Here is a 24,902-nt window from a genome sequence, read left to right as displayed (position 1 = left end):
ACGTCTACGGGACGAAGCGTGATGGATTGCCAAAGAGCGGGGCTTGTTCTGCATCGCTGCGTTTTCCTCCCCGTCACGGCATTGGATCCTAGGGTCTTCGCGACGTCGCTTCGCTCCCGCTCGCCCTAGGATGACGAAGGTGGGGAGGCTTCGGCCAATCCTAAAGCTTATACACATACATGACGAACTCTTCCGCCGGTCCATGCGGCTCCGCACGCGTCTCATAAAGCGCTCGCGCCGCAGCATTGTCCGGTTCGGTTCCAACCCAAGCCTCCTCGCAACCCTGCTCGCGCCCGATCGCGAACATGGCGTCGAGCATTTTTCGGGCGATGCCCTGGCGCTGGAAGGCTGGCGCCACGCCGACCTCGTCGATGTAGAGCTCGCTCACCTTGTCGGGGTGGCGATGGATGACGGCGGCGCATTGGCCGACGACCACGCCGTCGGCAAGCGCCACGATCATGAAATGGCCGGATTTCCTCAGATAGCTGGCAAGCCGGTCCGGCTGCACCGGCTCGTCGAACACGTCCTCGGCGACGTGCATCACAAGGGCGTCATCGCCCGCTTCCAGCCTTGATTTCGACCGTCATTGTGTAAATTCCTCGAAGTCGGCTCACAAACTTTGACCTTTACGTAAGTCCCAAACCATCTAACCGATTGAAATTCCTACGCCCAAAATAATCGTTTGAATTTCATCTCCACCGGGGCTATTGGGTGCGGCGAAAATCCGCGGTTCCCCGCAGCATTCCGGCCTCCTCCTCGACGCCGTTTGGCGCCGTCACCGACAAGGGAAAACATCCTGACATGGCACGCAACAAGATAGCGCTCATCGGCTCTGGCATGATCGGCGGCACGCTCGCCCATATGATCGGCCTCAAGGATCTCGGCGATGTGGTGCTGTTCGATATCGCCGAGGGCATTCCGCAGGGCAAGGGGCTGGATATTGCGCAGTCGTCGCCGGTCGACGGCTTCGACTCCAGGCTGACCGGCGTCAACGACTATGCCGGGATCGAGGGCGCCGATGTCTGCATCGTCACCGCCGGCGTGCCGCGCAAGCCGGGCATGAGCCGCGACGACCTTCTCGGCATCAACCTCAAGGTCATGGAACAGGTCGGCGCCGGTTTGAAGAAATACGCGCCGAAGGCCTTCGTCATCTGCATCACCAACCCGCTCGACGCGATGGTCTGGGCGCTGCAGAAGTTTTCGGGCCTGCCCAAGACCCATGTCGTCGGCATGGCCGGCGTGCTGGACAGTTCACGTTTCCGCTATTTCCTCGCCGAGGAGTTCAAGGTCTCGGTCGAGGACGTCACCGCCTTCGTGCTCGGCGGCCATGGTGACTCGATGGTGCCGATGATCCGCTATTCGACGGTCGCCGGCATTCCGCTGCCCGACCTCGTCAAGATGGGCTGGACCTCGAAGGACAAGCTCGATCAGATCGTGCAGCGCACCCGCGACGGCGGCGCCGAGATCGTCGGCCTGCTCAAGACCGGCTCGGCCTATTACGCGCCCGCCGCTTCGGCGATCTCGATGGCTGAAGCCTATCTCAAGGACAAGAAGCGCGTGCTGCCGTGTGCCGCGCATCTCTCGGGCCAGTATGGCGTCAAGAACACCTATGTCGGCGTTCCCGTGGTGATCGGCGCCGGCGGCGTCGAGCGCATCATCGAGATCGACCTCTCCAAGGCCGAGCAGAAGATGTTCGACAGCTCGGTGGCAGCTGTGCAGGGCCTCACCGAGGCCTGCGTGAAGATCGCCCCGCACCTCGCCTCGAAGTGATCCCCCAGCAGCTGATCTGGAGACAACACGCATGAATATCCATGAATATCAGGGCAAGGCGCTGCTGAAGAGTTTTGGGGCGCCGGTTGCCGAGGGCGTGGCGGTGTTCAAGGCGAGCGAGGCGGAAGCCGCCGCCAAGGCGCTGCCGGGCCCGCTCTATGTGGTGAAGAGCCAGATCCATGCCGGCGGTCGCGGCAAGGGCAAGTTCAAGGAGCTTTCGCCCGACGCCAAGGGCGGTGTCAGGCTGGCAAAGTCGGTGGCCGATGTCGTCGCCAACACCAACGAGATGCTCGGCAACACGCTGGTCACCAAGCAGACCGGCCCGGCCGGCAAACAGGTCAACCGCCTCTATATCGAGGACGGCGCCGACATCGAGCGCGAGCTCTATCTGTCGATCCTGGTCGACCGTTCGGTCGGCCGCATCGCCTTCGTCGTCTCGACCGAGGGCGGCATGGACATCGAGGGCGTCGCCCACGACACGCCGGAAAAGATCATCACCCGCGCCATCGACCCATTGGCCGGCGTGACGACGGTCGACGTCGACATACTGGTGCAAGCACTGGGGCTCGATGGCCAGGCCGCCGAGGACGCCGGCACGCTGTTCCCGCTGCTCTATAAGGCCTTCGTCGAGAAGGACATGAGCCTGCTTGAGGTCAACCCGCTGATTGTCATGAAGAACGGCCGGCTGCGCGTGCTCGACGCAAAGGTGTCGTTCGACAACAACGCGCTGTTTCGCCACCCCGATGTGATGGAATTGCGCGACACCACCGAAGAGGACGAGAAGGAGATCGAGGCGTCGAAATACGACCTCGCCTATGTCGCGCTCGACGGCAATATCGGCTGCATGGTCAACGGCGCAGGGCTGGCCATGGCGACGATGGACATCATCAAGCTCTATGGCGCCGAGCCGGCCAACTTCCTCGATGTCGGCGGCGGCGCTTCCAAGGAGAAGGTGACGGCGGCGTTCAAGATCATCACCCGGGATCCGGCCGTCGAAGGCATTTTGATCAACATCTTCGGCGGCATCATGAAGTGCGACGTCATCGCCGAGGGCGTGATCGCCGCGGTCAAGGAAGTCGGGCTGAAAGTGCCGCTGGTGGTGCGGCTCGAAGGCACCAACGCCGAGCTCGGCAAGAAGATCATCAATGACAGCGGCCTGAATGTGGTCTCGGCCGATGACCTTGATGACGCGGCCAAGAAGATCGTCAAGGCGGTGAAGGGCTGAGCCTGTGCCTCCGCGCAAGATAAACCTCGTAGAGGCGGCGGACCGGACGATCACCAAGGTGTTCGATCCGCATATCGCCGGCGACGTCAATGACAGCCAGGCCAAGGTCGCCAAGTTCGGCGACGTCTTCGACTGGCACGCGCATGAGAAAGAAGATGAAGCCTTCCTGGTGCTGCGCGGTCGCATCGCCATCGATTTCCGCGACGGGCCGGTCGAACTCGGCGAAGGCGACTTCATCGTCGTGCCGCGCGGCGTCGAACACCGGCCGCGCTCGCTCACCGAACAGCCTGTGGTGCTGATGTTCGAGCCGGCGACGACTTTAAACACCGGCAATGCCAAGAGCGACCTCACCGTCGCCGACCTGAAGCGGCTCTGACCATGACCGCGCAGCCTTCCTCGATCAACGGTTTTTAAAAAGGGCTCCAATGTCCATTCTCGTCGACAAGAACACCAAGGTGCTCGTGCAGGGCCTGACCGGCAAGACCGGGACGTTCCATACCGAACAGGCTTTGGCCTATCACGGCACCAAAATGGTCGGTGGCATCCATCCCAAGAAGGGCGGCGAGACCTGGGCCGGCGCGACGGGCGAGAGCCTGCCGATCTTCGCCACCGTCGCCGAAGGCAAGGAAAAGACCGGCGCCAACGCCTCGGTCGTCTATGTGCCGCCGGCGGGTGCGGCCGAAGCGATCATCGAAGCGATCGAGGCGGAGATCCCGCTGATCGTCTGCATCACCGAAGGCATACCGGTGATGGACATGGTCAAGGTAAAGGCGCGGCTCGACCGCTCGACCTCGCGGCTGATCGGCCCGAACTGCCCGGGCGTGCTCACCCCCGACGAATGCAAGATCGGCATCATGCCCGGCAACATCTTCCGCAAGGGCTCGGTCGGCGTTGTTTCCCGCTCGGGAACGCTTACCTATGAGGCAGTGTTCCAGACCACCAATGTCGGCCTCGGCCAGACCACGGCCGTCGGCATCGGTGGGGATCCGGTCAAAGGCACCGAGTTCATCGACGTGCTGGAGATGTTCCTCGCCGACGACGCGACCAAGTCGATCATCATGATCGGCGAGATCGGCGGCTCGGCCGAGGAAGACGCCGCGCAATTCCTCAAGGACGAAGCCAAGCGTGGCCGCAGCAAGCCGATGGCCGGCTTCATCGCCGGGCGCACGGCACCGGCCGGCCGCACGATGGGTCACGCGGGAGCGGTCATCTCCGGCGGCAAGGGCGGCGCCGAGGACAAGATCGCGGCGATGGAATCGGCCGGGATAAAGGTTTCGCCGTCGCCGGCAAGGCTGGGTACGACCTTGGTCGAGGCGATCAAGGGTTAAGTGAGTAGTGAGTAGCGAGTAATGAATAGCGAATAGGGAAGAACAGAGTAACGACGGCGACCCAGGCTAATCGCTACTCACTATTCGCTTTGAAAAGGAGACGGAGCAGGCGCTCCGCTGAGAAAATGGCAAGACAAGATCAGGCCAACGACCAGTTTTCGCTCACCTCTTTCCTCTATGGCGGCAACGCCGATTATATCGACGCGCTTTATGCCGCCTATGAGGACGACCCGGCTTCGGTCAATCCCGAATGGCAGGATTTCTTCGCGGCGCTGAAGGACGACGCCGCCGACGTTCGCAAGAACGCCAAGGGCGCTTCCTGGGCGAGGCCGTCCTGGCCACTGCAGGCCAATGGCGAACTGGTGTCGGCGCTCGACGGCAATTGGGGCCTTGTCGAAAAGGCGATCGAAAAGAAGGTCAAGGAGAAGGCGGTCGTCAACGGCGTGGCGCTGTCCGATGCCGATGTGCACCAGGCGACGCGCGATTCGGTGCGCGCCATCATGATGATCCGCGCCTTCCGCATGCGCGGCCATCTGCACGCCAATCTCGACCCGCTCGGCATCGCCAAGCCGCTCGAGGATTACAACGAGTTGTCGCCGGAGAATTACGGCTTCACCGCCGCCGACTACGACCGGCCGATCTTCCTCGACAATGTGCTCGGGCTCGAATTCGGCACCATCCGGCAGATGCTGGAAATCCTGACCCGCACCTATTGTTCGACGCTCGGCGTCGAGTTCATGCACATCTCCGATCCCGAGGAGAAGGCCTGGATTCAGGCGCGCATCGAGGGCGCCGACAAGGAGATCACCTTCACCGCTCCCGGCAAGAAGGCGATCCTGCAGAAGCTGATCGAGGCGGAAGGCTTCGAGCAGTTCATCGACGTCAAGTACAAGGGCACCAAACGTTTCGGCCTCGATGGCGGCGAGTCGCTGATCCCGGCGCTGGAGCAGATCCTCAAGCGCGGTGGCCAGCTTGGCCTGAAGGAAGTCGTGCTGGGCATGGCGCATCGCGGCCGCCTCAACGTGCTCTCCCAGGTGATGGCTAAGCCGCATCGCGCCATCTTCCACGAATTCAAGGGCGGCTCGGCGGCTCCCGACGAGGTCGAGGGGTCGGGCGACGTCAAGTACCATCTCGGCGCCTCCTCGGACCGCGAGTTCGACGGCAACAAGGTGCATCTGTCGCTGACCGCGAACCCCTCGCATCTGGAAATCGTCGACCCGGTGGTGATGGGCAAGGCGCGCGCCAAGCAGGACCAGTTCGCCGGCCGCGAGCGCGGCGAGATCGTGCCGCTGTCGGAACGCGCCAAGGTGATGCCGTTGCTCTTGCATGGCGATGCCGCCTTCGCCGGTCAGGGCGTGATCGCCGAAATCCTCGGCCTGTCGGGTTTGCGCGGCCATCGCGTCGCCGGCACGCTGCATTTCATCATCAACAACCAGATCGGCTTCACCACCAATCCGCGCTTCTCGCGCTCGTCGCCCTATCCGTCGGATGTGGCCAAGATGATCGAGGCGCCGATTTTCCACGTCAATGGCGACGATCCGGAAGCGGTGGTCCACGGCGCCAAGGTGGCGACCGAATTCCGCATGAAGTTCCACAAGCCGGTCGTGGTGGACATGTTCTGCTACCGCCGCTTCGGCCACAATGAGGGCGACGAGCCGGCCTTCACCCAGCCGATCATGTATCGCAGCATCCGCAGCCACAAGACGACGGTGCAGATCTATGCCGACCGGCTGATCGCCGAAGGCCACATCACCCAGTCCGAGTTCGACCAGATGAGAGCCGATTGGCGGGCGCACCTGGAATCGGAGTGGGAGGTCGGCCAGAGCTACAAGCCGAACAAGGCCGACTGGCTGGACGGCGCATGGTCGGGCCTGCGCACGGCCGACAACCAGGACGAACAGCGGCGCGGCAAGACCGCCGTGCCGGTCAAGACGCTGAAGGAAATCGGCAAGAAGCTGACCGAAGTGCCGAAGGATTTCGAGGCGCACAAGACGATCCTGCGCTTCCTCGAGAACCGCCGCCAGGCGATCGAGTCCGGCGAAGGCATCGACTGGTCGACGGCAGAGGCGCTGGCTTTCGGCGCCATCCTGCTCGACGGTAACCCGATCCGGCTGTCCGGCCAGGATTCCGAGCGCGGCACCTTCTCGCAGCGCCATTCCGTGCTCTACGACCAGCGCGACGAAACCCGCTACATCCCGCTGAACAACCTTTCCGCCGCGCAGGCCGGCTACGAAGTCATCAACTCGATGCTATCGGAAGAAGCGGTGCTCGGCTTCGAGTACGGCTATAGCCTGGCCGAGCCCAAGGCGCTGACCTTGTGGGAAGCGCAGTTCGGCGACTTCGCCAACGGCGCCCAGGTGGTGTTCGACCAGTTCATCTCGTCGGGCGAACGCAAGTGGCTGCGCATGTCGGGCCTCGTCTGCCTGCTGCCGCATGGCTATGAAGGTCAGGGCCCCGAACACTCCTCGGCCCGGCTCGAGCGCTTCCTGCAGCTTTGCGCCGAGGACAATATGCAGGTGGCCAACGTCACCACGCCGGCTAACTATTTCCATATATTGCGCCGGCAGCTGAAGCGCGACTTCCGCAAGCCGCTGATCCTGATGACGCCGAAGTCGCTGCTGCGCCACAAGCGGGCGGTGTCGACGCTGCCGGAAATATCAGGCGAAAGCTCGTTCCACCGGCTGCTGTGGGACGATGCCCAGCTGCTTTCCGGCCAGGCGATCAAACTGGTCAAGGATTCCAAGATCCGCCGTGTCGTGCTGTGCTCGGGCAAGATCTATTACGACCTCTACGAGGAGCGCGAGAAGCGCGGCATCAACGACATATACCTGCTGCGCGTCGAACAGCTCTATCCGTTCCCGGCCAAGGCGCTGATCACCGAACTGTCGCGCTTCCGCAACGCCGAGATGGTGTGGTGCCAGGAAGAGCCCAAGAACATGGGCGCCTGGTCGTTCATCGATCCGTATCTCGAATGGGTGCTGGCGCATATCGACGCCAAGCATCAGCGGGTGCGCTACACCGGCCGGCCGGCTTCCGCTTCGCCGGCGACCGGACTGATGTCGAAGCATCTCAGCCAGCTCGCCGCCTTGCTCGACGACGCGCTCGGCGAATAGAACCCTTCAAGAGACAGAACGGACAGGCACAATGGCTACCGAAATCCGCGTCCCCACACTCGGCGAATCCGTCACCGAGGCGACCATCGGCAAATGGTTCAAGAAGGTCGGCGACACGATCGCCGCCGACGAGCCGCTGGTCGAGCTCGAGACCGACAAGGTGACGGTGGAAGTGCCGGCAGCAAGCGCCGGAACGCTGTCCGAGATCACCGTCAAGGAAGGCGAGACCGTCGAGGTCGGCGCGCTTCTGGGAACGATTTCGGCTGGCGCCGGCGCTGCCGCTCCCGCCACCAAGCCGCAAGCCGTGTCACAGGCGTCGAGCCCCGAGGCGGCGTCCACCGTCAAGCAGGCCGCTGCCGAGAGCGCCAAGATCGCCGGCGATGCCGGCGCGATCGAACAGCGCTCGATGCCGCCGGCGCCGGCCGCAGCAAAGCTGATCGCCGAGGCCAATCTCGCGGTCGATCAAATTTCTGGTTCTGGCAAGCGCGGCCAGGTGCTGAAGGGCGACGTGCTCGATGCGATCGCCAAGGGCGAGCCGTCGCAGCCGGCCGAGACGCCGAAGGCGGCACCGGTTGCCGCCCGCGCGCCGTCGTCGGGCGACGATGCCTCGCGCGAGGAGCGCGTGCGCATGACCAAGCTGCGCCAGACCATCGCGCGCCGGCTCAAGGAAGCGCAGTCGACCGCCGCCATGCTCACCACCTTCAACGAGGTCGACATGAGCGCGGTGATGGCGCTGCGGACCAAATACAAGGACGTGTTCGAGAAGAAGCACGGCGTGAAGCTCGGCTTCATGGGCTTCTTCACCAAGGCGGTGACGCATGCGCTGAAGGAAATCCCGGCGGTCAATGCCGAGATCGACGGCACCGACATCATCTACAAGAACTTCGCCCATGTCGGCGTCGCCGTCGGCACGGAAAAAGGCCTTGTCGTGCCGGTGGTGCGCAACGCCGACCAGATGTCCATCGCCGAGATCGAAAAGGAGATCGGCAGGCTGGGTCTCGCGGCGCGCGACGGCAAGCTCTCGGTGGCGGATATGCAGGGCGGCACGTTTACGATTTCCAACGGTGGTGTTTACGGGTCGCTGATGTCGACGCCGATCCTCAACGCGCCGCAGTCAGGCATTTTGGGCATGCACAAGATCCAGGACCGGCCGATGGTGGTCGGCGGCCAGATCGTGGTCCGGCCGATGATGTATCTGGCGCTCTCTTACGATCACCGCATCGTCGACGGCAAGGAAGCGGTGACCTTCCTGGTGCGCGTCAAGGAAAGCCTGGAAGATCCGGAACGGCTGGTGCTCGACCTGTGAGTGACCCGGGATGGCCGAGCCCGCCCAGCCCATCGACCTGTTCGAGCTTCTGACGGCAGGCCGTGCGGGTCCTCTCGAACTCGGCAAAAGCAGCCGAGAGACGGTTCGAGGCCTTATCGACGCGGAGGATCTGCGGGCGGACAACCATTATCGCCACGAGGACACGGAGTCCGCGTGGTGCATCTATGGCGCCAATTGCGAATTCTTCTTCAGCCCCGATTTTCGTCTGAGGTCGATCAGCATCGAGCCCGTCTTCGGAAGAATGCAATCGGGTGGAACGATGGCAACTTGGTACGGCCATCTGGACGTCGATGTGGGTCGGCATCCCGTGGCTTTTGCAGGCACAAAGCCGATAGCCATACATACCTTGCCCAAGGCACTACAGTTCCTGAACAAGAGCGAATTCAAGTGGGCAATCGGCGGCGGTCGTGAGCGCGACGTTTATATTGAGATGGCGGAGAGTTCTCGCATCTTGACCCTCAAATACGAGGTGAATGTGCTTCCGGTCGACAGGAATGAAAACGTTGCGTTCGAGATAGACTATTTTCTTTCTACGGTATTCATCCTCGATCAAGCTGTTCAAGGTGGATAGCAGTGACGATCCGTTCTTTCTTGTCCAAAAGCCTGTCGACCGTATCGATAGCGGTTGGAGCGGTGATGATACCTGCCCCCGTCCACGCCGCCTGTCCGCTGGCGCTTGCCGTCTATGGCGATGCCGAAAGCGAGGCCGGCATCGATTTTCGGCCGACAATGGGTGCGGCCACCGTCACCAACAGTTTCAAGATGGTGCTCGACAAGGGCGTCGTGCTGGACGGCATCGTCATGTGGACGGATGGCGTGGCGCGGCCGCATGGCTCGCTGATGTACAAATGCCCGACCGGCGACGTCACCGGCGACGAACTCGCAGCCTGCACCGTCTGGGAAGGTGTCGTCTACAGCGCCGATGACCAGGGCAACATCGCCCTGCTGCCGGCCGAAGGCGTCGATGCGCCGAAAACCCTGATCTTTCCCGACCTCGGACCGTCCTTGCAGATGTCTGCGGCCTATGGCGCCGATGGCTTTTCCAAGGTGCCGTGGGATGCGTTTCTGCTGAAGGGCTGCCAGGAATGAGCGCGGCGCAAAAGGTTCTTCTGGTCACCGGCGGCAGCCGCGGCATTGGTGCGGCGGTCTGCCGGCTCGGCGCCGAAGCCGGCTACCGCGTCGCGGTCAACTACGCCTCCAATGAAGGCGCCGCCAGGGCGCTGGTCGCCGAGATAGAGGCGAAGGGCGGCGAGGCGATCGCGGTCAAGGGCGATGTCGGCGTCGAGGCCGATGTCGTGGCGATGTTCGAGGCGGTGGACCGGACCTGGGGACGGCTCGATGCCTTCGTCAACAATGCCGGCATCGTCGACGCCAAGGCGCGCCTCGACGAGATGAGCGGCGCGCGGCTGGAGCGCATGATGCGCATCAATGTCGTCGGTCCCTTCCTCTGCGCGCGCGAGGCTGTCAGGCGCATGTCGACGCTGCACGGCGGCAATGGCGGCGCCATCGTCAACGTCTCGTCGGCCGCCTCAGCGCATGGCTCACCGGGTGAGTATGTCGACTACGCCGCGTCCAAGGGCGCGATCGATACTTTCACCGTGGGGCTGGCGCGCGAGGTCGCGACCGAGGGCATCCGGGTCAATGCGGTGCGCCCGGGCATCATCGACACCGAAATCCATGGCTCGGGCGGCCAGCCCGACCGCGTGGCGCGGATCCAGGACTCGCTGCCGATGAAAAGAGCCGGCACATCGGATGAAGTCGCGCGCGCAATCCTCTATCTGTTGTCGGACGCGGCGTCCTATTCGACGGGCGCGATCCTGAATGTAAGCGGCGGCCGCTGAGGGCCGGACCAAGAAGGACACCATCATGGCTTATGACGTCGTTATCATCGGATCGGGACCGGGCGGCTATGTCTGCGCCATCAAGGCGGCGCAGCTCGGGCTGAAGACGGCCGTGGTCGAGAAGAACGCGACCTTCGGCGGCACCTGCCTCAACATCGGCTGCATCCCGTCCAAGGCGCTGCTCCATGCCTCCGAGATGTTCGCCGAAGCCGGCCATTCCTTCGATACGTTGGGCGTCGAGGTGACGCCGAAGCTCAATCTGAAGAAGATGATGGCGCATAAGGATGCGACGGTGGCGGCCAACGTCAGCGGCGTCGCCTTCCTGTTCAAGAAGAACAAGATCGATAGCTTTCGCGGCACCGGCAAGGTGGTCGCGGCGGGCAAGGTTTCGGTGACGGGCGAGGACGGCAAGGTCGAGGAGATCGAGACCAAGAACATCGTCATCGCCACCGGTTCCGACGTCGCCGGCATTCCCGGCGTCAAGGTCGACATCGACGAGAAGGTCATCGTGTCGTCGACCGGCTCGCTGTCGCTGGCCAAGGTTCCGGGGCATCTGGTGGTGGTCGGCGGCGGCGTCATCGGGCTGGAACTCGGCTCGGTCTGGGCCAGGCTCGGTGCCAAGGTCACCGTGGTCGAATTCCTCGACACGATCCTCGGCGGCATGGACGGCGAGGTCTCCAAGCAGTTCCAGCGCATGCTTTCGAAGCAAGGTTTCGAATTCAAGCTCGGCGCCAAGGTCACCGGCGTCGCCAAGGCCAAGAAGGGTGCCACCGTCACATTCGAGCCGCTCAAGGGCGGTGCCGCCGAGACGATCGAGGCCGATGCGGTGCTGATCTCGACCGGGCGCCGCGCCTATTCGGACAGCCTTGGGCTGAAGGAAGCCGGCGTCGAGGTCGACGAGCGCGGCCGGGTCAAGACCGATGGTCATCTCAGAACCAATGTGCAGGGCATCTACGCGATCGGCGACGTCATCGCCGGGCCGATGCTTGCGCACAAGGCCGAGGATGAGGGCGTTGCGGTGGCCGAGATTATTGCCGGCCAGGCCGGCCACGTGAACTATGACGTGATCCCGAGCGTCGTCTACACCAGCCCGGAAATCGCTTCGGTCGGCAAGACCGAGGAGGAATTGAAGAAGGCCGGCATCGACTACAAGGCCGGCAAATTCCCGTTCACCGCCAATGGCCGGGCGCGCGCCATGCTGCACACGGACGGCTTCGTCAAGATCCTGGCCGACAAGGCAAGCGACCGCGTGCTCGGCGTTCACATCGTCGGTTTCGGCGCCGGCGAGATGATCCACGAGGCGGCGGTGCTGATGGAGTTCGGCGGCTCGTCGGAAGACCTCGCCCGCACCTGCCATGCGCACCCGACCATGTCGGAGGCGGTGAAGGAGGCGGCGCTGGCCACGTTCTTCAAGCCGATCCACATCTGAGGCGACGCAACCTTTCGCGTCACGCTCTCGTTGCGGTGAGAAGAAGACTTTCAACGTCCGCCCCGCCCCTCATTGCCGGCAGGCAGAGGAGGGGCGATCCCGCGCTGCAGTCTGCACTGGCACACAGTCGAGGGTCATCCCCCAAAAACAAAACGGCCCGCTTTGCAGCGGGCCGTTCGTCGTTGAACTCAGCAGCCTGATCAGTTGGCCGGTGCGGGCGCCGGGGCTGGCGCAGGAGCCGGTGCGGGCGCAGGCGCCGGGGCAGGTTCTGGCGCAGGCGCAGGTTCCGGAGCGGGCGCAGGTGCGGGAGCCGGTTCGGCGGGCTTCATCGGTTCAGCTGGTGCCGGAGCAGGCGCCGGTGTGCTGGCGGCCGGCGGTTCGGCGGGCGCCGAGGGGGGTTCGCCGCTTCTTCCGAAAACATAGTAGGCGACGATGGCCAGGATGATGACAACCAGGGCAATCAGCCAGCCGCTACCGCCGCCACCCGATTTGGGCGCAGGGCCAGGAGAGGTGAAAGGGTCGTTTGGGTTCGCCATAAAAGTGTCCTCCGTGGATGAAAAGTATCAATCAACACCCATCAACGCGCAACCGTTGAACGGGTTTCATACTACGCCTGGAAAATGCCGAAAGCAGGGCAATTTTAACCCGGAATCGCTGGTTGGCATGTATTTCCCCCGCAAATTTGGCCGCGAGCGAGCGGAAGCTAACCGCTTTAGCCTTTTTCGCTGAAAACAGGACCGGTCCGCCATCGAACGGCGAATCAGGACGAATCCCGACAAGGACGGGGACTCGCGTGATTCGAAGTGCAACCCGACCGTGCAGATCAGTGGACGGCGGTGACGGTGTAGCCGGCCTTGCGAAAATCCTCGACCAGGCCTTGCGCGCCCGGAAGGTGCATGGCGCCGACCGCCATGAAGGCGTTGCCGCGAGCGAGGATCGGCCCGGCATGGTCAGCCATCACCTTGTTGCGGCTGGTGATCATGGTTTGATCGAACGCGGCGTAGCCCGCCGCATCGTCGCCATCGCCCGGGAGGATCGCGCGGAACAGCGGCCAGAACATGCCGGTGTCGCCGTTCAGGTAGAGCACGATCATGGTTTCGTTGACGTCGTTTATCTTGTCGCCGAGTCTGAGGGTGTCGACCAGCCCCTTCATGTGAAAGGCGAGCGGCAGCGAAGCCATGGCGCGCAATTGGTCGGCGACCGTTTCCAGACCTTCGACGGACTTGCCTGAAGCCTTGGCATCCTGCGCGAGCTTGACGTCGAGCACCGGCGTGCCGCCGGCCTGGCGAGCGACCTCGCAGACCGGGAGCGCCACCATGGCCGACAACAACCACGGCTTCATCTTGGACACGCTGCCCGGCGGAATGCCGCGTGCGTCGAGCGCCTTGTTCACCACTGCGTTATCGTCCGGCGACAGCAGCGACGACAGCGTGGTGTTGTCGGTGAACATCATCAGGTCCGGCTCTTTGAGCATCGCCGCCATCATCTTCTGCTTGTCGAGCACTTCCGTGGTCTCGATGATGATAGTGTCGGCGGCGTCATAGGCGGTCTGCGCGGTGGGCGGCAGCGTGGTTACGCGCGGGTCGGTCATGTGCATGGTGCCGAACAGCCAGGATGGCTTCTCGCCGGCCTTTTCCAGTTTCCACAACAGTCCCTTGCCGTTCAGGGTCGCGGCCGCTTCCGTCTCGATCTTGCGGTAGGTGTCCGGGTTGTCCTTCTGCAAGGCCGACAGCATGTCGAGGCCGCTGCAGGCCGACGTCTGCGCATTTGCCCTACCGGCGGCGAGTAACGCGACGATCAGGAAAGACAGGAAAAACAGGACGTTGAACGCAACAAGCAGCTTGAGCGACACAGAGGCCGCGCGGTCGGCGATGGCGATGACGCGTTTCATGGCCTGCGTCTTAACGGAAAAAAGCGGCAAAACCGTTAATCGGCGCCGCAAATTTGAAGGTTCACGCCCGCGGATGCGCGGAGTCGTAGATTTCGAGCAGCCTTGCCGTGTCGACGCCGGTATAGATCTGGGTGGTCGACAGGCTAGCGTGGCCAAGCAGTTCCTGGATGGTTCTGAGGTCGCCGCCGCGTCCCAGCAGATGCGTGGCGAAGGAATGGCGCAAGGCATGCGGCGTCGCCGTGTCGGGCAAATTGAGCGCCGAGCGCAATTTTGCCATCTCGCGCTGGACGATGGCCGGGTTGAGCGGGCCGCCGCGGGCGCCGCGAAACAGCAGGCCCTTCGGATCGATATGATAGGGGCAGAGCTTGCGGTATTCGGCAACTGCCCTGATCGCCACCGGCAGCACCGGCACCAGCCGCGTCTTGCCGCCCTTGCCGGTGATGCGCAGCACGGTGTCGGTGTCCGACGACAGGTCGGCGCCGCTGAGGCCGAGCGCCTCGGAAATGCGCAGACCCGAACCATAGAGCAGCGTTAGCACGGCGGCGTTGCGGGCGGCGATCCACGGCTCTTCCGCCAGTTGGCCTTCCACCGACACGACATGTTTTGCGTCGCTTGCCGTCAGCGGCTTGGGTAGCGATTTCGGCTGGCGTGGGGCGCGTAGCGCTGTGGCACCCGCCGCATTGGCGAGGCCGCGCCGCTCGAGAAAGCGCAACAGCGAGCGGATGCCGGCCAGGCCGCGGCCGAGGGTGCGGGCGCCGGCCCCGGCGTTGCGTCGGGCGGCGAGAAAACCGCGCAGATCGGCTGGACGCAGATTGGCGATATCCGAAATGCCGGGCGAGCCGCCGCAATGTCCGGTCAGGAAATGCAGGAACTGGCGTGTGTCGCGCTCATAGGCTTCCACCGTCTCAGGCGAAAGGCGGCGCTCGCGCGCCAGCATCTTCAGCCAGCTTTCGCGCGCCGCCTGAAGGTCGGGCTTTGCCGGGATGAGGAATTCCTGCATGACGCTCTTCCAGTTCCCGGGCATTTTCCGGCAGCCGGGTTAGGAAGCGGTGAAGAGCGCGTCATTGAAATGACAACTGGCTAGGGCTACAGCAAGGCAAAGGACCTTTCGCCATGAGCAAGCCCCAGAACCCCGTCCAGATGGCCGTGATCGGCGCCGCGCACGGCATCAAGGGCGAACTGCGCGTGAAAACCTTTACCGGCGAGCCGCTGGCGCTGGCCGACTACGGGCCTCTCTATGCTCGGGACGGCCGCGCCTTCCAGATCATCGATATCAGGCCGGCCAACACCGTGGTCGTGGTGCGCTTCAAGGGCATCAGCGACCGCAACGCCGCCGAGGCGCTCGCCGGCACGGAGCTTTTCGTCGACCGCTCGATGCTGCCGGACGATGGCGAGGAGGACGAATTCTATCATGCCGACCTTGTCGGCCTGGCGGTCAGGGACGACACCGGCGCCGAGATCGGCAAGGTCGTGGCCGTGCACAATTTCGGTGGCGGCGACATACTCGACGTGACGCTTGGCGGGCGCAAGGGCGTGCTGATCCCATTCACGCAGGCCGCGGTTCCGCAAGTGTCGATCGCCGAAGGTTTTGTGCGCGTCGACCCGGCAGCCGCCGGCCTGGTCGACGACGAAGACAGCGAGGCGCCCGGCCGCGACGGCTTCGATCCGAAGGGCCGGCCGCGCGGACCAAGGGATGCCGGGGGCAACCGGTGAGCTTTGCCGCCTCGGTATTGACGCTCTATCCCGAGATGTTTCCGGGCGCGCTCGGCCTGTCGCTGGCCGGGCGGGCGCTGGAGGCCAGGACATGGTCGCTGGAGGCGATCCAGATCCGCGATTTCGCCACCGACCGCCACCGCACCGTCGACGACACGCCGGCCGGCGGCGGCGCCGGCATGGTGATGCGCGCCGACGTGCTGGCGAAGGCGATCGACCATGTTTCGCCGCCGGGCGATGCCCGGCCGCGCCTGCTGATGAGCCCGCGTGGAAAACCGCTGACGCAGGCCCGTGTGCGCGAACTGGCCGCCGGGCCAGGTGCCGTCATCCTCTGCGGCCGCTTCGAAGGCGTAGATCAGCGAGTTATCGAGGCGCGCGGGCTGGAGGAGGTTTCGGTCGGCGACTTCATCCTTTCCGGCGGCGAGCCGGCGGCACTCGTGCTGCTCGATGCCGTGGTGCGGCTTTTGCCCGGCGTCATGGGCAATGCGGTGTCGGGCGAGGAAGAAAGTTTTGAGAACGGCCTGCTCGAACATCCACACTACACGCGGCCGCAGGAATTCGAGGGCCGACAGATCCCCGAGGTGCTGACCTCCGGCAACCACAAGAAGATCGCCGACTGGCGGCGCGCCGAGGCTGAAAAGCTGACGCAGGAGCGGCGGCCTGATCTCTTGGCCGCTCCTGCTCACCCCTTGGCGAAGTAGTAAAAGGCCAGGAACAGGCCGACGGCGACGACAAAGCCGCGCACGACATTCTGCGGCACGCGCTTGGCAATCCAGACCCCGGCATAGCCGCCCAGCGCACCGCCCGGGATCATGACGATCGCCTGCGGCCAGGCGACGACGCCGCCCGAGACGAAGACGACGATCGCAACCGCGGCAATGACCATGGCCAGCATGTTCTTCAGCGCGTTCAGCTTGTGATAGTCACCTGACTGGGTAAGGCCGAGTGTCGCCAGCATCATGACACCCATGCCGGCGCCGAAGAAGCCGCCATAGATGGAGGTCAGGAACTGCGCCAGTGAGCCGACAAGCGAACCCACCGACGCTTCATGATCCGGCTTCGGCGACGGCTTCAGCCAGGGACCGGCGGCGAAGAGAGCGGTCGCGGCCAGCAGCAGCCACGGCACCATGGCGCGGAAGGACGGGTTGTCGAGCGCCAAAAGGATGAGCGCGCCGGCCAGCGCGCCGAAGGCAGAGATCACGCAGAGCAGCAATGCCTGGCGCCAGAAATGCCTGATGTCGGCGGCGTAGGCGAGCGTCGAGGTGATATAGCCGGGAAACTGCGTCACCGACGAGGTGGCGTTGGCGACGATCGGCGGCAAGCCGACCAGCGTCATGGCGCCGAAGGTGATGAATGTGCCGCCGCCGGCGACCGCGTTGGCGGCGCCGGAGAGAAAGCCCGCCAGAAAGAGCAGGATCACGTCGAAAACAGACATCAGGGCGCCGCAGAAGACTTAATGCTTGCCCCGGATTAGGAAGGTTGACGGGAGGGCGCAACCCCGCCCACTACAATTGCGTGATGGCATGCGCGCAAAAAAGACAGGGCCAAGGCGTGACAAAGCCTCGAAATAGCTGTATGTGCCCGCCCGAACCGGAAGAACAATCTGCCAAGCGCGATCTTCTGGCCCGTCAACAATGGCGGTGTAGTCGCCCCTGCCCGATGTTTCCAACAAAGGGCATAGCCAAGCGGTCAATGGAACTGCAAGGCGAGTGTCGGACGCTCTGACTGTCGGAAGAACAAGAAGTGGATTTTTACAGATGGATATTCTCCGTCAGCTCGAGGCCGAACAGGCCGCCAAGATCGAAGCCAAGCGCAAGCTTCCCGAATTCCAGCCCGGCGACACCGTGCGCGTCCAGGTCCGCGTGACCGAAGGCACCCGTACCCGTGTCCAGGCCTATGAGGGCGTCGTCATCGCCCGCTCCGGCGCCGGCTTCCAGGAAAATTTCACCGTCCGCAAGATCTCCTACGGCGAAGGCGTCGAGCGCGTGTTCCCGGTCTATTCGCCGATGGTCGAAGGCGTCGAGATCGTGCGCCGCGGCAAGGTGCGCCGCGCCAAGCTCTATTACCTGCGTGATCGTCGCGGCAAGTCGGCCCGTATTTCGGAAAACACCGGCGTGCGCGCCCGCAAGCTGAACGACGAGGAGCGCGACGCGCTGAACGCCGAGAAGGCGCGCATCGAGGCCGAGAAAGTCGCTGCTGCCCAGGCGCTGGCCGCCGAGAAGGCCGCCCAGGAAGCCGCCGAGAAGAAGGCCGCCGACGAAGCCGCCAAGGCCGCCGACGAGGCCGCCAAGGCCGCGGAAGCGGCTACCGCCGAATAAGGTTCTTCGATACGCATGCTTGGGAAAGGCGGCTTCGGCCGCCTTTTTTCGTTTATCGGATTCGCTCACTGAGCTGTGAAGGCTTCCTGGTCAAAAGAAGGGCCTGCGGAGCTTGACAATATATTATCTTGTACACTAACTAATCGTGCACAAAATAATTGGAGATCCACGCATGTCAGCACTCTACTCCACCGAAGCCCGCGCCGTCGGCGGCCGCGCCGGCCATGTCCGGACCAATGATGGCCTGCTCAGCGTCGACCTTGCCATGCCGAAGGAACTGGGCGGCAAGGGTGGCGCCACAAATCCGGAGCAGCTGTTTGCTGCCGGCTACGCCGCCTGCTTCGAAAGCGCCATGCGCTTCATCGCCGGCAAGCAGAAGCTGCCGCTCGAGGATGCTGCGGTGACGGCCAAAGTCAGCCTTCACCCCAATGGCCAGGGCGGTTTCGCGCTTGGCGTTTCGCTGTCGGCGGAAACGAAAGGTCTTGATCAGGCGGCCACGGAGGCGCTTGTATCGGCGGCGCACCAGATCTGCCCCTACTCCAACGCCATCAAGGGCAATGTCGAGGTGGCGCTTTCGGCAGTGGCGCTTCCGGCAAAGGCAGCATGACGACAAAGTCCATAGAGAGTGCCAGCGAGGTCCCGGCGGAAGCCGCCGGGACTTTTCCCGTTCCGCGGCTCGACCAGCAGCTCTGCTTCGCGCTCTATTCGGCGAGCGGGCTGATGACGAAGCTCTACCGGCCTTTGCTCGATCCGCTCGGCCTCACCTATCCGCAATATCTGGCGATGCTGGCGCTGTGGGAGCATGCGCCGAGCACGGTCGGCGCGCTTGGCGCGGCGCTGGGCTTGGATTCCGCGACGCTGACCCCGCTGCTCAAACGACTGGAAGCAGGTGGTCTCGTCACGCGCCGGCGCGACGCGGCGGACGAGCGCCGCGTGCTGGTCGAGCCGACTGCCAAGGGCCAGGCGTTGCGCGGGCGCGTCAAGGATGTTTCCTCCGGGCTTGCCTGCAGCATGCCGCTGGAGCCTGGCGAGTTGAAAGCCCTGCACGCGACGGTCACCCGTTTGGTCTCTCGGTTGCGGAACGCTACCGAGAATGCGGCGGACTGCGACTGATCCCCACCACGACAGGATCGTTCCGGAATCCACCCATTGAAAGCGTAGGAATCCGCTATCGCGCCAAGCGGTGCAGCGGATCGGCTTGCAAGGCGCTTGCGGAAAGCTAAAGTCGGCGCCGGTTTCCTGCAGGCCCCGGACAGATCGGGGCGTTTCACGTTCTGGGAGTGTGTCATGACCAAATCGAAACTGCTGCTGGCCGGCCTGCTGGCCTGCTTGCTCGCGCCCGTCGCCGCATGGGCGCAGGCGCTGCCCGATCTCGGCGGCAAGAAAGTGGTGGTGGTGACGGAAAACGCCTATCCGCCGCTGCAGTTCATCGATTCCAAGACGGGAAAACAGATCGGTTGGGAATATGACGCGATGGACGAGATCGCCAAGCGGCTGAACTTCAAGGTCGAGTACCAGAACACTTCTTGGGACGCGATGATCCAGGCGGTTTCCGACAACCAGTACAACATCGGCATGACCGGCATCACCATCAAGGACGACCGCAAGGAGAAGGTCGACTTCTCCGACCCCTATATGCGCTCGGAACAGTTCATGCTGGTGCGCGGCGACGAAAGCCGGTTCAACGACGCCAAGACCTTCGGCGCCTTCAAGGACGGGCTTATCGGCGCACAGGCCGGCACGACGCCCTTCTACACCGCCGTCTACAGCGTGCTCGACGGCAATGAGCAGAACCCCAGGATAAAACTGTTCGAGACGTTTGGCGCCACGGTGCAGGCGCTGAAGTCCGGCGACGTCGACGTCGTGCTCACCGACGGCACCGCCGGCAAGGGCTATGTCGACGCTTCCGAAGGCAAGCTGAAGCTGATCGGCGGCCCGCTCGGCACCGAGGACTTTGGATTCATCTTCCCGAAGGGGTCGGATCTGGTGAAGCCGGTCAACGCGGCGATCGCTGCGCTGAAGGCGGATGGCACGCTCGATGCGCTGAACAAGAAGTGGTTTCTTGATTACAAGATGGGGCAGTAGGCGCTCTTGGCGCGAGTGATGCGTGAGCCCTGTGCGCTGAACATCGCACAGGCGGAGACGGAGTGCTGCCTTCGTCGCTTTGCCGACGGTATCGCCTGATGCCTACCGCGTCCGGATCCGCCACCAAGAGCGAGTTCCCCTGGTGGCTTGCCGTAGCCGCGGCGCTCGCGCTTGCGGCCGCCATCTTCATCGCCACGAGCGGCCTCTACGCCCAGGTTTTCGCCACCGTCGCCAAGGGCATCGGCATCACCGTCTTCGTCACCGTGGTCGCCTTCGCGCTGGCCTCGGCGATCGGGCTCGGCATTGCGCTGATGGGGCTGTCCAAGTCGCGGCTGCTCCAGCAGGTCGCGCGCTTCTATGTCGAGATCATCCGCGGCGTACCGATCCTGGTGCTTTTGTTCTGGATCGCCTTCGCCGGCGCGCCAGCCTTCGTCGCGGCGTGGAACACGTTGACCGCGCCGCTGCAGAATGCCGGTCTGCTTGGCGAACTTCTGGTGCGCGACGTATCACTTTTGTGGCGCGCCATCATGGCGCTGACCATCGGCTATTCGGCCTTCATCGCCGAGGTGTTCCGGGCCGGCATCCAGTCGGTCGAAAAGGGCCAGATCGAGGCGGCGAAGGCGCTCGGGCTGACGCGCGTGCAGCGCTTCCGGCTGATCGTCTTCCCGCAGGCGATCCGCACCATCCTGCCGCCGCTCGGCAACGACTTCGTCGCCATGGTCAAGGATTCCTCGCTGGTGTCGGTGCTCGGCGTCGCCGACATCACCCAGATGGGCAAGGTCTATGCCGCCGGATCGTTCCGCTTCTTCGAGACCTATTCGATCGTCGCCTATATCTATCTCATCCTGACCGTCGGGCTGTCGCTGGCCTTGCGGGCGCTGGAGAAGCGGCTGCGAAACCAGCACGGGGAATAGCGGGACGGCGAAGACCGGGCTACCATCGCACGATGCGACCAGCTCCTGAGAACCCCATGATCGTCGACAAGGCCAATGCGGCGCTGGACTCTGTCTATTCGGCCGACACGCCGGAAGCGCTCGCCAAGGCCTACGCCGCATGGGCCGCGACCTATGACAGCGAGACCGCCTCGCTTGGCTATCTGTTGCCGTTCCTGATTGCCGCCTGGGTGGCACGCCATGTGCCGGCGGGCGAAGGTCCATTGCTCGACGCCGGCTGCGGCACCGGCCTGTCGGGGCCGTCGCTCAAGGCGCTGGGGTATCACGACATTGCCGGGCTCGACCTGTCGGACGACATGCTGAAGATCGCCGGCAGCCGCCAGGCCTACAGCGACCTAAAGAACGCAATGCTCGGCGGGCCGCTGCCCTGGCCGGACGGTCATTTCCGCGCCTTCTTCTCCACCGGCGTGTTCACCATCGGCCACGCGCCGGCCTCCGGCCTGCATGAGCTGGTGCGCATCACCAGAAAGGGCGGCCACGCCATCTTCACCGTTCGCGACCAGGTGTTTGCGAGCGGCGGTTTTCAGGCCGTGTTCGACGAGCTTGCGCAGGCGAAGAAATGGCGGCCGGTCGAGGAAAGTCCGTGGTTTCGCTGTTATGCGATTGGCGATCCGGAGGCGCTGGTAAAAACCTTCGTGTTCGAGGTGCTCTAGGGTGTGTTGGCCGGCCCGCAAACGGCTGCTTCCTGCGCTTTCCGGTGCTCATATGTGGACCCAAATGTCCGCTGCGCTGCGGTTCTCGGAAACCACCTAGTTTGGTCGCTTCGCGCCCGTCTTCGACTCCGGCACGGCCTGACCTGAATCTCAACACACTCCGTGCCGCGAGGCCAACCAACCCACCGATTGCCGAAATCGGCAAAGATTGATATGAGCAGCGCCATGGAAGAGCTTTTTGGCAATCCGGCCTATAAGGGTTTCGTGCTGCAGGACAGGAAGCGCCTGCCGTCGCGATTTTCCGCGCGCGTCTGCGGCGCGCCGACCAGCCGACTTAGCTAGGCCGAACTGACCAGATCGCTTGCCGGGCCGGATGGCTTCCGGCGCTTACCTCTTCCCCTTTTCATATCGACGGATTTACGCACATGAGCGCACCGCGCACCCTCTACGACAAGATCTTCGACGACCACGTCGTCGACCGCCAGGACGACGGCACGTGCCTGCTCTACATCGACCGTCACCTCGTCCATGAAGTGACCAGCCCGCAGGCCTTCGAGGGCCTGCGCATGACCGGTCGCAAAGTCCGGCATCCGGAAAAGACGCTGGCCGTGGTCGACCACAATGTGTCGACCTCGCCCGAACGCAAGTTCGGCATCAAGAACGAGGAAAGCCGCATCCAGGTCGAGGCGCTGGCGACGAACGCCAAGGATTTCGGCATCGAGTATTATTCCGAGAACGATATCCGCCAGGGCATCGTCCACATCATCGGCCCCGAGCAGGGTTTTACGCTGCCCGGCATGACCATCGTCTGCGGCGACAGCCATACTTCCACGCACGGTGCCTTTGGTGCCTTGGCGCATGGCATCGGCACATCGGAAGTCGAGCATGTGCTGGCGACGCAGACGCTGATCCAGCGCAAGGCCAAGAACATGCTAGTGCGCGTCGACGGCGTGCTGCCGGAAGGCGTCACCGCCAAGGACATCATCCTCGCCATCATCGGCGAGATAGGCACCGCCGGCGGCACCGGCTATGTCATCGAATATGCCGGCGAGGCGATCCGCGCTCTGTCGATGGAAGGCCGCATGACGATCTGCAACATGTCGATCGAGGGCGGCGCGCGCGCCGGCCTGATCGCAGCGGACGAGACCACCTTCGCCTATGTCAAGGACAAGCCGCGGGCGCCTAAGGCTGCTGCCTGGGATGCGGCACTCGCCTACTGGCAGACGCTGCAGTCGGACGAAGGCGCGCATTTCGACAAGGTGATCGTGCTCGACGCGGCGAAACTGCCGCCGATCGTCTCCTGGGGCTCCTCGCCCGAGGACGTCGTCTCGGTGCAGGGCATTGTGCCGAACCCGGACGATATCGCGGATGAAAACAAGCGCACCTCCAAGCAGCGCGCGCTCGACTATATGGGCTTGACGCCGGGGACGAAGATCACCGACATCGCGCTCGACCGCGTCTTCATAGGTTCCTGCACCAATGGCCGCATCGAGGATCTGCGCGCCGTCGCCAAGGTAGTCGAAGGCAAGACCGTCAGTGCGCATGTCGACGCGATGATCGTGCCGGGCTCCGGCCTGGTCAAGGAGCAGGCGGAGGCCGAGGGTCTGGACAAGATCTTCCGCGCCGCCGGCTTCGATTGGCGCGAGCCGGGCTGTTCGATGTGCCTGGCCATGAATGACGACCGGCTGAAGCCGCATGAGCGCTGCGCCTCGACCTCGAACCGCAATTTCGAGGGCCGCCAGGGCTTCAAGGGCCGTACCCATCTGGTGTCGCCGGCGATGGCGGCGGCGGCGGCGATCGCCGGCCATTTCGTCGACATCCGCGACTGGAAATAGGTACTGATCAAAGCAATCCATTGCGAACCAAGCCAGACCCCGAGACCGCGATGCGGCTCGGGGTTTTGCTTTGAAGGATCGCGCCGGCGGCGCGCCGATAGAAGACGATCCCTGTATATTTCCGGTGTCGTTTAACTGCTTGTTTGGGCTTAGGGTCTAAAGTCTTCCCCGGCGTAAGCGAGGGGAAGTCACGGTCTTTTGGACACCGGCCTATTCATAGCGCTGCTCAATCCGACGATAGCGCTGGCGCTCGGCGCTGCGTTCCTCATGCTGTGGTTCCATCAACGCCACCGTCCCTATCTGGCCGTGCTGGCTCTCAGCTATGCCTTCTGTCCCGCGGGTTTCCTGCTGCAGTATTTCACGCTGCCGATCGGCATGGCGCCGACCAAGCTCCTGTCCAATATATGCTTCACCATTGCCGCCTGCTGCCTGGCCGGCGCGATCGTTTCGCGTTACGGGCGTCGCGTGCCTTATGTCGGGATCGGCATTCTGGCGGGCGGCGGCCTGTCGGCGCTGTGCTGGTTCCTGTTCGTCCAGCCGGACCTGACATGGCGGATTCTCTCGATGAATTTCGGGTTCGGCGGCATCAGCCTGCTGGTTGCCGCGGAACTGCGCGCCGTGCGCAGAAATGGCCCGACGGAGATGATCCTGTTCGTGCTGGCGCTGCTTTCCGGGCTCAATTTCATCGGCCGCACCCTCGCCATCGTCGTCGTGCATGGTCCCTTCACGACCTATGACGGGTTTTATTCCTCGTCCTACTGGACGACGGCGCTGCTGTCGCAGGCGCTGCTGTCACTGTTGATCGCGCTGTCGCTGTTTACCGCCGCCGCCCTCGACGTGATGAAGGCGCTGAAGGCCGAGACCTACACCGATCCGCTGTCTGGCCTGCTCAACCGTCGCGGTTTCGAGGAGCGGGCGGCCCTGCTTTTGCGGCAATGCGCCTCGGCCAGGCTCCCGGTTGCGCTGGTGCTGGCCGACCTCGATCACTTCAAGGCGCTCAACGACCAGCACGGGCATGCGGCGGGAGACAGGGTCATCGCCGATTTCGCCGCCAAGCTGAGCTTCGCCACCGGCACGCGGGGTGCTGCCGGCCGCATCGGCGGCGAGGAGTTCGCCGTGCTCCTGCCGCTGTGCGACCTTGCTTCGGCGCGCCTGTTCGCCGAGGCCATCCGCTCGCTCTATTCGACCGGCGGTGTCACCACCCTGCCGCCGGGTGTCCGAGTGACGGCAAGCTTCGGCGTCGCAGCGCGTACCGGCGATGAAGGACTGGCGCCGTTGATGCAGCGCGCCGACGAGGCGCTCTACAAGGCCAAGAAGAACGGCCGCGACAGCGTGCGCCTGTCCTATGAGCGGGCGGAAACCGTCTTCGTTCCGGAGAATGCCAGCGTCGGGTGAGTTGCGGCACCTGCCAAAGCGATCCT

25 protein-coding genes are annotated in these 24,902 nt (G+C 63.8%); 21 read left to right on the top strand and 4 right to left on the bottom strand.

The window, feature by feature from the left end:
* Positions 1-160: 160 nt before the first annotated feature.
* Positions 161-541 carry a GNAT family N-acetyltransferase gene (locus D3227_RS12815; RefSeq protein WP_120014469.1) on the bottom strand — a complete coding sequence of 127 codons (381 nt, stop codon included), beginning with the start codon at positions 539-541 and terminating at the stop codon, positions 161-163.
* Between the two features lie 260 nt (positions 542-801).
* Here D3227_RS12815 and mdh point away from each other — a divergent pair, with 260 nt between their 5' ends.
* The 11 genes from mdh (at position 802) to D3227_RS41555 (ending at position 12,762) form a co-directional block, all read left to right on the top strand.
* Positions 802-1,770: a malate dehydrogenase gene (gene mdh, locus D3227_RS12810; protein ID WP_006202659.1), complete on the top strand. Its 969-nt coding sequence runs from the start codon at positions 802-804 to the stop codon at positions 1,768-1,770.
* A 31-nt stretch (positions 1,771-1,801) separates the two neighbouring features.
* Positions 1,802-2,995, top strand: coding sequence for an ADP-forming succinate--CoA ligase subunit beta (sucC, locus tag D3227_RS12805; RefSeq protein WP_120014468.1), 1,194 nt, complete (start codon positions 1,802-1,804; stop codon positions 2,993-2,995).
* A gap of 4 nt (positions 2,996-2,999) precedes the next feature.
* Positions 3,000-3,371, top strand: coding sequence for a cupin domain-containing protein (locus tag D3227_RS12800; RefSeq protein WP_120014467.1), 372 nt, complete (start codon positions 3,000-3,002; stop codon positions 3,369-3,371).
* A 49-nt stretch (positions 3,372-3,420) separates the two neighbouring features.
* A complete protein-coding gene (gene sucD / locus D3227_RS12795; protein WP_120014466.1) occupies positions 3,421-4,323 on the top strand; it encodes a succinate--CoA ligase subunit alpha in 903 nt (300 codons plus the stop codon).
* Between the two features lie 125 nt (positions 4,324-4,448).
* Entirely contained in the window at positions 4,449-7,436 is a 2,988-nt protein-coding gene (locus tag D3227_RS12790) for a 2-oxoglutarate dehydrogenase E1 component (RefSeq protein WP_120014465.1), read from the top strand.
* 31 nt (positions 7,437-7,467) lie between these two features.
* Entirely contained in the window at positions 7,468-8,742 is a 1,275-nt protein-coding gene (gene odhB, locus D3227_RS12785; RefSeq protein ID WP_120014464.1) for a 2-oxoglutarate dehydrogenase complex dihydrolipoyllysine-residue succinyltransferase, read from the top strand.
* Positions 8,743-8,752: 10 nt separating this feature from the next.
* Positions 8,753-9,334: a hypothetical protein gene (locus tag D3227_RS12780; protein WP_120014463.1), complete on the top strand. Its 582-nt coding sequence runs from the start codon at positions 8,753-8,755 to the stop codon at positions 9,332-9,334.
* Between the two features lie 65 nt (positions 9,335-9,399).
* Positions 9,400-9,852, top strand: coding sequence for a hypothetical protein (locus tag D3227_RS12775; protein ID WP_208646367.1), 453 nt, complete (start codon positions 9,400-9,402; stop codon positions 9,850-9,852).
* Positions 9,849-10,604, top strand: coding sequence for an SDR family oxidoreductase (locus D3227_RS12770; protein WP_120014462.1), 756 nt, complete (start codon positions 9,849-9,851; stop codon positions 10,602-10,604). The genes D3227_RS12775 and D3227_RS12770 overlap by 4 nt, the downstream gene beginning before the upstream one ends.
* A 25-nt stretch (positions 10,605-10,629) precedes the next feature.
* Positions 10,630-12,033: a dihydrolipoyl dehydrogenase gene (gene lpdA, locus D3227_RS12765; RefSeq protein ID WP_120014461.1), complete on the top strand. Its 1,404-nt coding sequence runs from the start codon at positions 10,630-10,632 to the stop codon at positions 12,031-12,033.
* 441 nt (positions 12,034-12,474) lie between these two features.
* On the top strand, positions 12,475-12,762 hold the full coding sequence (locus D3227_RS41555; RefSeq protein WP_167480676.1) for a hypothetical protein: 288 nt from the start codon (positions 12,475-12,477) through the stop codon (positions 12,760-12,762).
* A gap of 94 nt (positions 12,763-12,856) precedes the next feature.
* Here the strand turns inward: D3227_RS41555 and D3227_RS12755 are convergent, their stop codons facing one another.
* On the bottom strand, positions 12,857-13,924 hold the full coding sequence (locus D3227_RS12755; RefSeq protein WP_120014564.1) for a TraB/GumN family protein: 1,068 nt from the start codon (positions 13,922-13,924) through the stop codon (positions 12,857-12,859).
* A gap of 61 nt (positions 13,925-13,985) precedes the next feature.
* Positions 13,986-14,924 (bottom strand): tyrosine recombinase XerC, encoded by a 939-nt coding sequence (locus D3227_RS12750; protein ID WP_120014563.1) that lies wholly within the window; start codon positions 14,922-14,924, stop codon positions 13,986-13,988.
* 113 nt (positions 14,925-15,037) lie between these two features.
* Here D3227_RS12750 and rimM point away from each other — a divergent pair, with 113 nt between their 5' ends.
* Both rimM and trmD read left to right on the top strand, forming a co-directional pair.
* Entirely contained in the window at positions 15,038-15,637 is a 600-nt protein-coding gene (rimM, locus tag D3227_RS12745) for a ribosome maturation factor RimM (RefSeq protein ID WP_120014459.1), read from the top strand.
* Positions 15,634-16,338 (top strand): tRNA (guanosine(37)-N1)-methyltransferase TrmD, encoded by a 705-nt coding sequence (trmD, locus tag D3227_RS12740; protein ID WP_120014458.1) that lies wholly within the window; start codon positions 15,634-15,636, stop codon positions 16,336-16,338. The genes rimM and trmD overlap by 4 nt, the downstream gene beginning before the upstream one ends.
* Here the strand turns inward: trmD and D3227_RS12735 are convergent.
* Positions 16,320-17,072 (bottom strand): sulfite exporter TauE/SafE family protein, encoded by a 753-nt coding sequence (locus tag D3227_RS12735; RefSeq protein ID WP_120014457.1) that lies wholly within the window; start codon positions 17,070-17,072, stop codon positions 16,320-16,322. The two genes, trmD and D3227_RS12735, sit on opposite strands and share 19 nt — an antisense overlap.
* A 322-nt stretch (positions 17,073-17,394) precedes the next feature.
* On the opposite strand from D3227_RS12735, the gene rplS reads away from it, so the two are divergent.
* The 8 genes from rplS to D3227_RS12690 all read left to right on the top strand — a co-directional run bounded on the left by rplS (position 17,395) and on the right by D3227_RS12690 (position 24,876).
* The gene (rplS, locus tag D3227_RS12730) at positions 17,395-17,955 is read left to right on the top strand and encodes a 50S ribosomal protein L19 (RefSeq protein WP_006202641.1); all 561 of its coding nucleotides are present in this window, start codon (positions 17,395-17,397) and stop codon (positions 17,953-17,955) included.
* A 172-nt stretch (positions 17,956-18,127) separates the two neighbouring features.
* On the top strand, positions 18,128-18,562 hold the full coding sequence (locus D3227_RS12725) for an organic hydroperoxide resistance protein (protein WP_120014456.1): 435 nt from the start codon (positions 18,128-18,130) through the stop codon (positions 18,560-18,562).
* Complete coding sequence (locus D3227_RS12720; protein WP_120014455.1) at positions 18,559-19,068, top strand: MarR family winged helix-turn-helix transcriptional regulator; 510 nt, start codon at positions 18,559-18,561, stop codon at positions 19,066-19,068. The genes D3227_RS12725 and D3227_RS12720 overlap by 4 nt, the downstream gene beginning before the upstream one ends.
* 174 nt (positions 19,069-19,242) lie before the next feature.
* Positions 19,243-20,040: a transporter substrate-binding domain-containing protein gene (locus D3227_RS12715; RefSeq protein WP_120014454.1), complete on the top strand. Its 798-nt coding sequence runs from the start codon at positions 19,243-19,245 to the stop codon at positions 20,038-20,040.
* A 98-nt stretch (positions 20,041-20,138) separates the two neighbouring features.
* Positions 20,139-20,954 carry an amino acid ABC transporter permease gene (locus tag D3227_RS12710; protein WP_120014453.1) on the top strand — a complete coding sequence of 272 codons (816 nt, stop codon included), beginning with the start codon at positions 20,139-20,141 and terminating at the stop codon, positions 20,952-20,954.
* Positions 20,955-21,010: 56 nt separating this feature from the next.
* Complete coding sequence (locus D3227_RS12705) at positions 21,011-21,646, top strand: class I SAM-dependent DNA methyltransferase (RefSeq protein WP_120014452.1); 636 nt, start codon at positions 21,011-21,013, stop codon at positions 21,644-21,646.
* A gap of 425 nt (positions 21,647-22,071) precedes the next feature.
* The gene (gene leuC, locus D3227_RS12695) at positions 22,072-23,481 is read left to right on the top strand and encodes a 3-isopropylmalate dehydratase large subunit (RefSeq protein WP_120014451.1); all 1,410 of its coding nucleotides are present in this window, start codon (positions 22,072-22,074) and stop codon (positions 23,479-23,481) included.
* A gap of 198 nt (positions 23,482-23,679) precedes the next feature.
* Positions 23,680-24,876, top strand: a complete 1,197-nt coding sequence (locus D3227_RS12690; RefSeq protein ID WP_120014450.1) for a GGDEF domain-containing protein — start codon at positions 23,680-23,682, stop codon at positions 24,874-24,876.
* Positions 24,877-24,902 lie beyond the last annotated feature (26 nt).

It is taken from the genome of Mesorhizobium waimense (genome assembly GCF_003601975.1).
Lineage (GTDB): Bacteria > Pseudomonadota > Alphaproteobacteria > Rhizobiales > Rhizobiaceae > Mesorhizobium > Mesorhizobium waimense.
Note: the sequence above shows the minus strand (reverse complement) of the source record. Positions and strands in the feature narration are given on the sequence as shown.

What these genes read in the sequence shown, in the direction of transcription:
- odhB (WP_120014464.1), top strand. Translation starts at nt 7,468, where the DNA reads ATGGCTACCGAAATCCGCGTCCCCACACTCGGCGAATCCGTCACCGAG.
- leuC (WP_120014451.1), top strand. Translation starts at nt 22,072, where the DNA reads ATGAGCGCACCGCGCACCCTCTACGACAAGATCTTCGACGACCACGTC.
- D3227_RS12725 (WP_120014456.1), top strand. Translation starts at nt 18,128, where the DNA reads ATGTCAGCACTCTACTCCACCGAAGCCCGCGCCGTCGGCGGCCGCGCC.
- D3227_RS12790 (WP_120014465.1), top strand. Translation starts at nt 4,449, where the DNA reads ATGGCAAGACAAGATCAGGCCAACGACCAGTTTTCGCTCACCTCTTTC.
- D3227_RS12775 (WP_208646367.1), top strand. Translation starts at nt 9,400, where the DNA reads ATGATACCTGCCCCCGTCCACGCCGCCTGTCCGCTGGCGCTTGCCGTC.
- lpdA (WP_120014461.1), top strand. Translation starts at nt 10,630, where the DNA reads ATGGCTTATGACGTCGTTATCATCGGATCGGGACCGGGCGGCTATGTC.
- D3227_RS41555 (WP_167480676.1), top strand. Translation starts at nt 12,475, where the DNA reads ATGATGACAACCAGGGCAATCAGCCAGCCGCTACCGCCGCCACCCGAT.
- rimM (WP_120014459.1), top strand. Translation starts at nt 15,038, where the DNA reads ATGAGCAAGCCCCAGAACCCCGTCCAGATGGCCGTGATCGGCGCCGCG.
- D3227_RS12705 (WP_120014452.1), top strand. Translation starts at nt 21,011, where the DNA reads ATGATCGTCGACAAGGCCAATGCGGCGCTGGACTCTGTCTATTCGGCC.
- sucD (WP_120014466.1), top strand. Translation starts at nt 3,421, where the DNA reads ATGTCCATTCTCGTCGACAAGAACACCAAGGTGCTCGTGCAGGGCCTG.
- D3227_RS12710 (WP_120014453.1), top strand. Translation starts at nt 20,139, where the DNA reads ATGCCTACCGCGTCCGGATCCGCCACCAAGAGCGAGTTCCCCTGGTGG.
- sucC (WP_120014468.1), top strand. Translation starts at nt 1,802, where the DNA reads ATGAATATCCATGAATATCAGGGCAAGGCGCTGCTGAAGAGTTTTGGG.
- D3227_RS12780 (WP_120014463.1), top strand. Translation starts at nt 8,753, where the DNA reads ATGGCCGAGCCCGCCCAGCCCATCGACCTGTTCGAGCTTCTGACGGCA.
- mdh (WP_006202659.1), top strand. Translation starts at nt 802, where the DNA reads ATGGCACGCAACAAGATAGCGCTCATCGGCTCTGGCATGATCGGCGGC.
- D3227_RS12720 (WP_120014455.1), top strand. Translation starts at nt 18,559, where the DNA reads ATGACGACAAAGTCCATAGAGAGTGCCAGCGAGGTCCCGGCGGAAGCC.
- D3227_RS12715 (WP_120014454.1), top strand. Translation starts at nt 19,243, where the DNA reads ATGACCAAATCGAAACTGCTGCTGGCCGGCCTGCTGGCCTGCTTGCTC.
- D3227_RS12755 (WP_120014564.1), bottom strand. Translation starts at nt 13,924, where the DNA reads ATGAAACGCGTCATCGCCATCGCCGACCGCGCGGCCTCTGTGTCGCTC.
- D3227_RS12770 (WP_120014462.1), top strand. Translation starts at nt 9,849, where the DNA reads ATGAGCGCGGCGCAAAAGGTTCTTCTGGTCACCGGCGGCAGCCGCGGC.
- D3227_RS12815 (WP_120014469.1), bottom strand. Translation starts at nt 541, where the DNA reads ATGCACGTCGCCGAGGACGTGTTCGACGAGCCGGTGCAGCCGGACCGG.
- D3227_RS12750 (WP_120014563.1), bottom strand. Translation starts at nt 14,924, where the DNA reads ATGCAGGAATTCCTCATCCCGGCAAAGCCCGACCTTCAGGCGGCGCGC.
- D3227_RS12735 (WP_120014457.1), bottom strand. Translation starts at nt 17,072, where the DNA reads ATGTCTGTTTTCGACGTGATCCTGCTCTTTCTGGCGGGCTTTCTCTCC.
- rplS (WP_006202641.1), top strand. Translation starts at nt 17,395, where the DNA reads ATGGATATTCTCCGTCAGCTCGAGGCCGAACAGGCCGCCAAGATCGAA.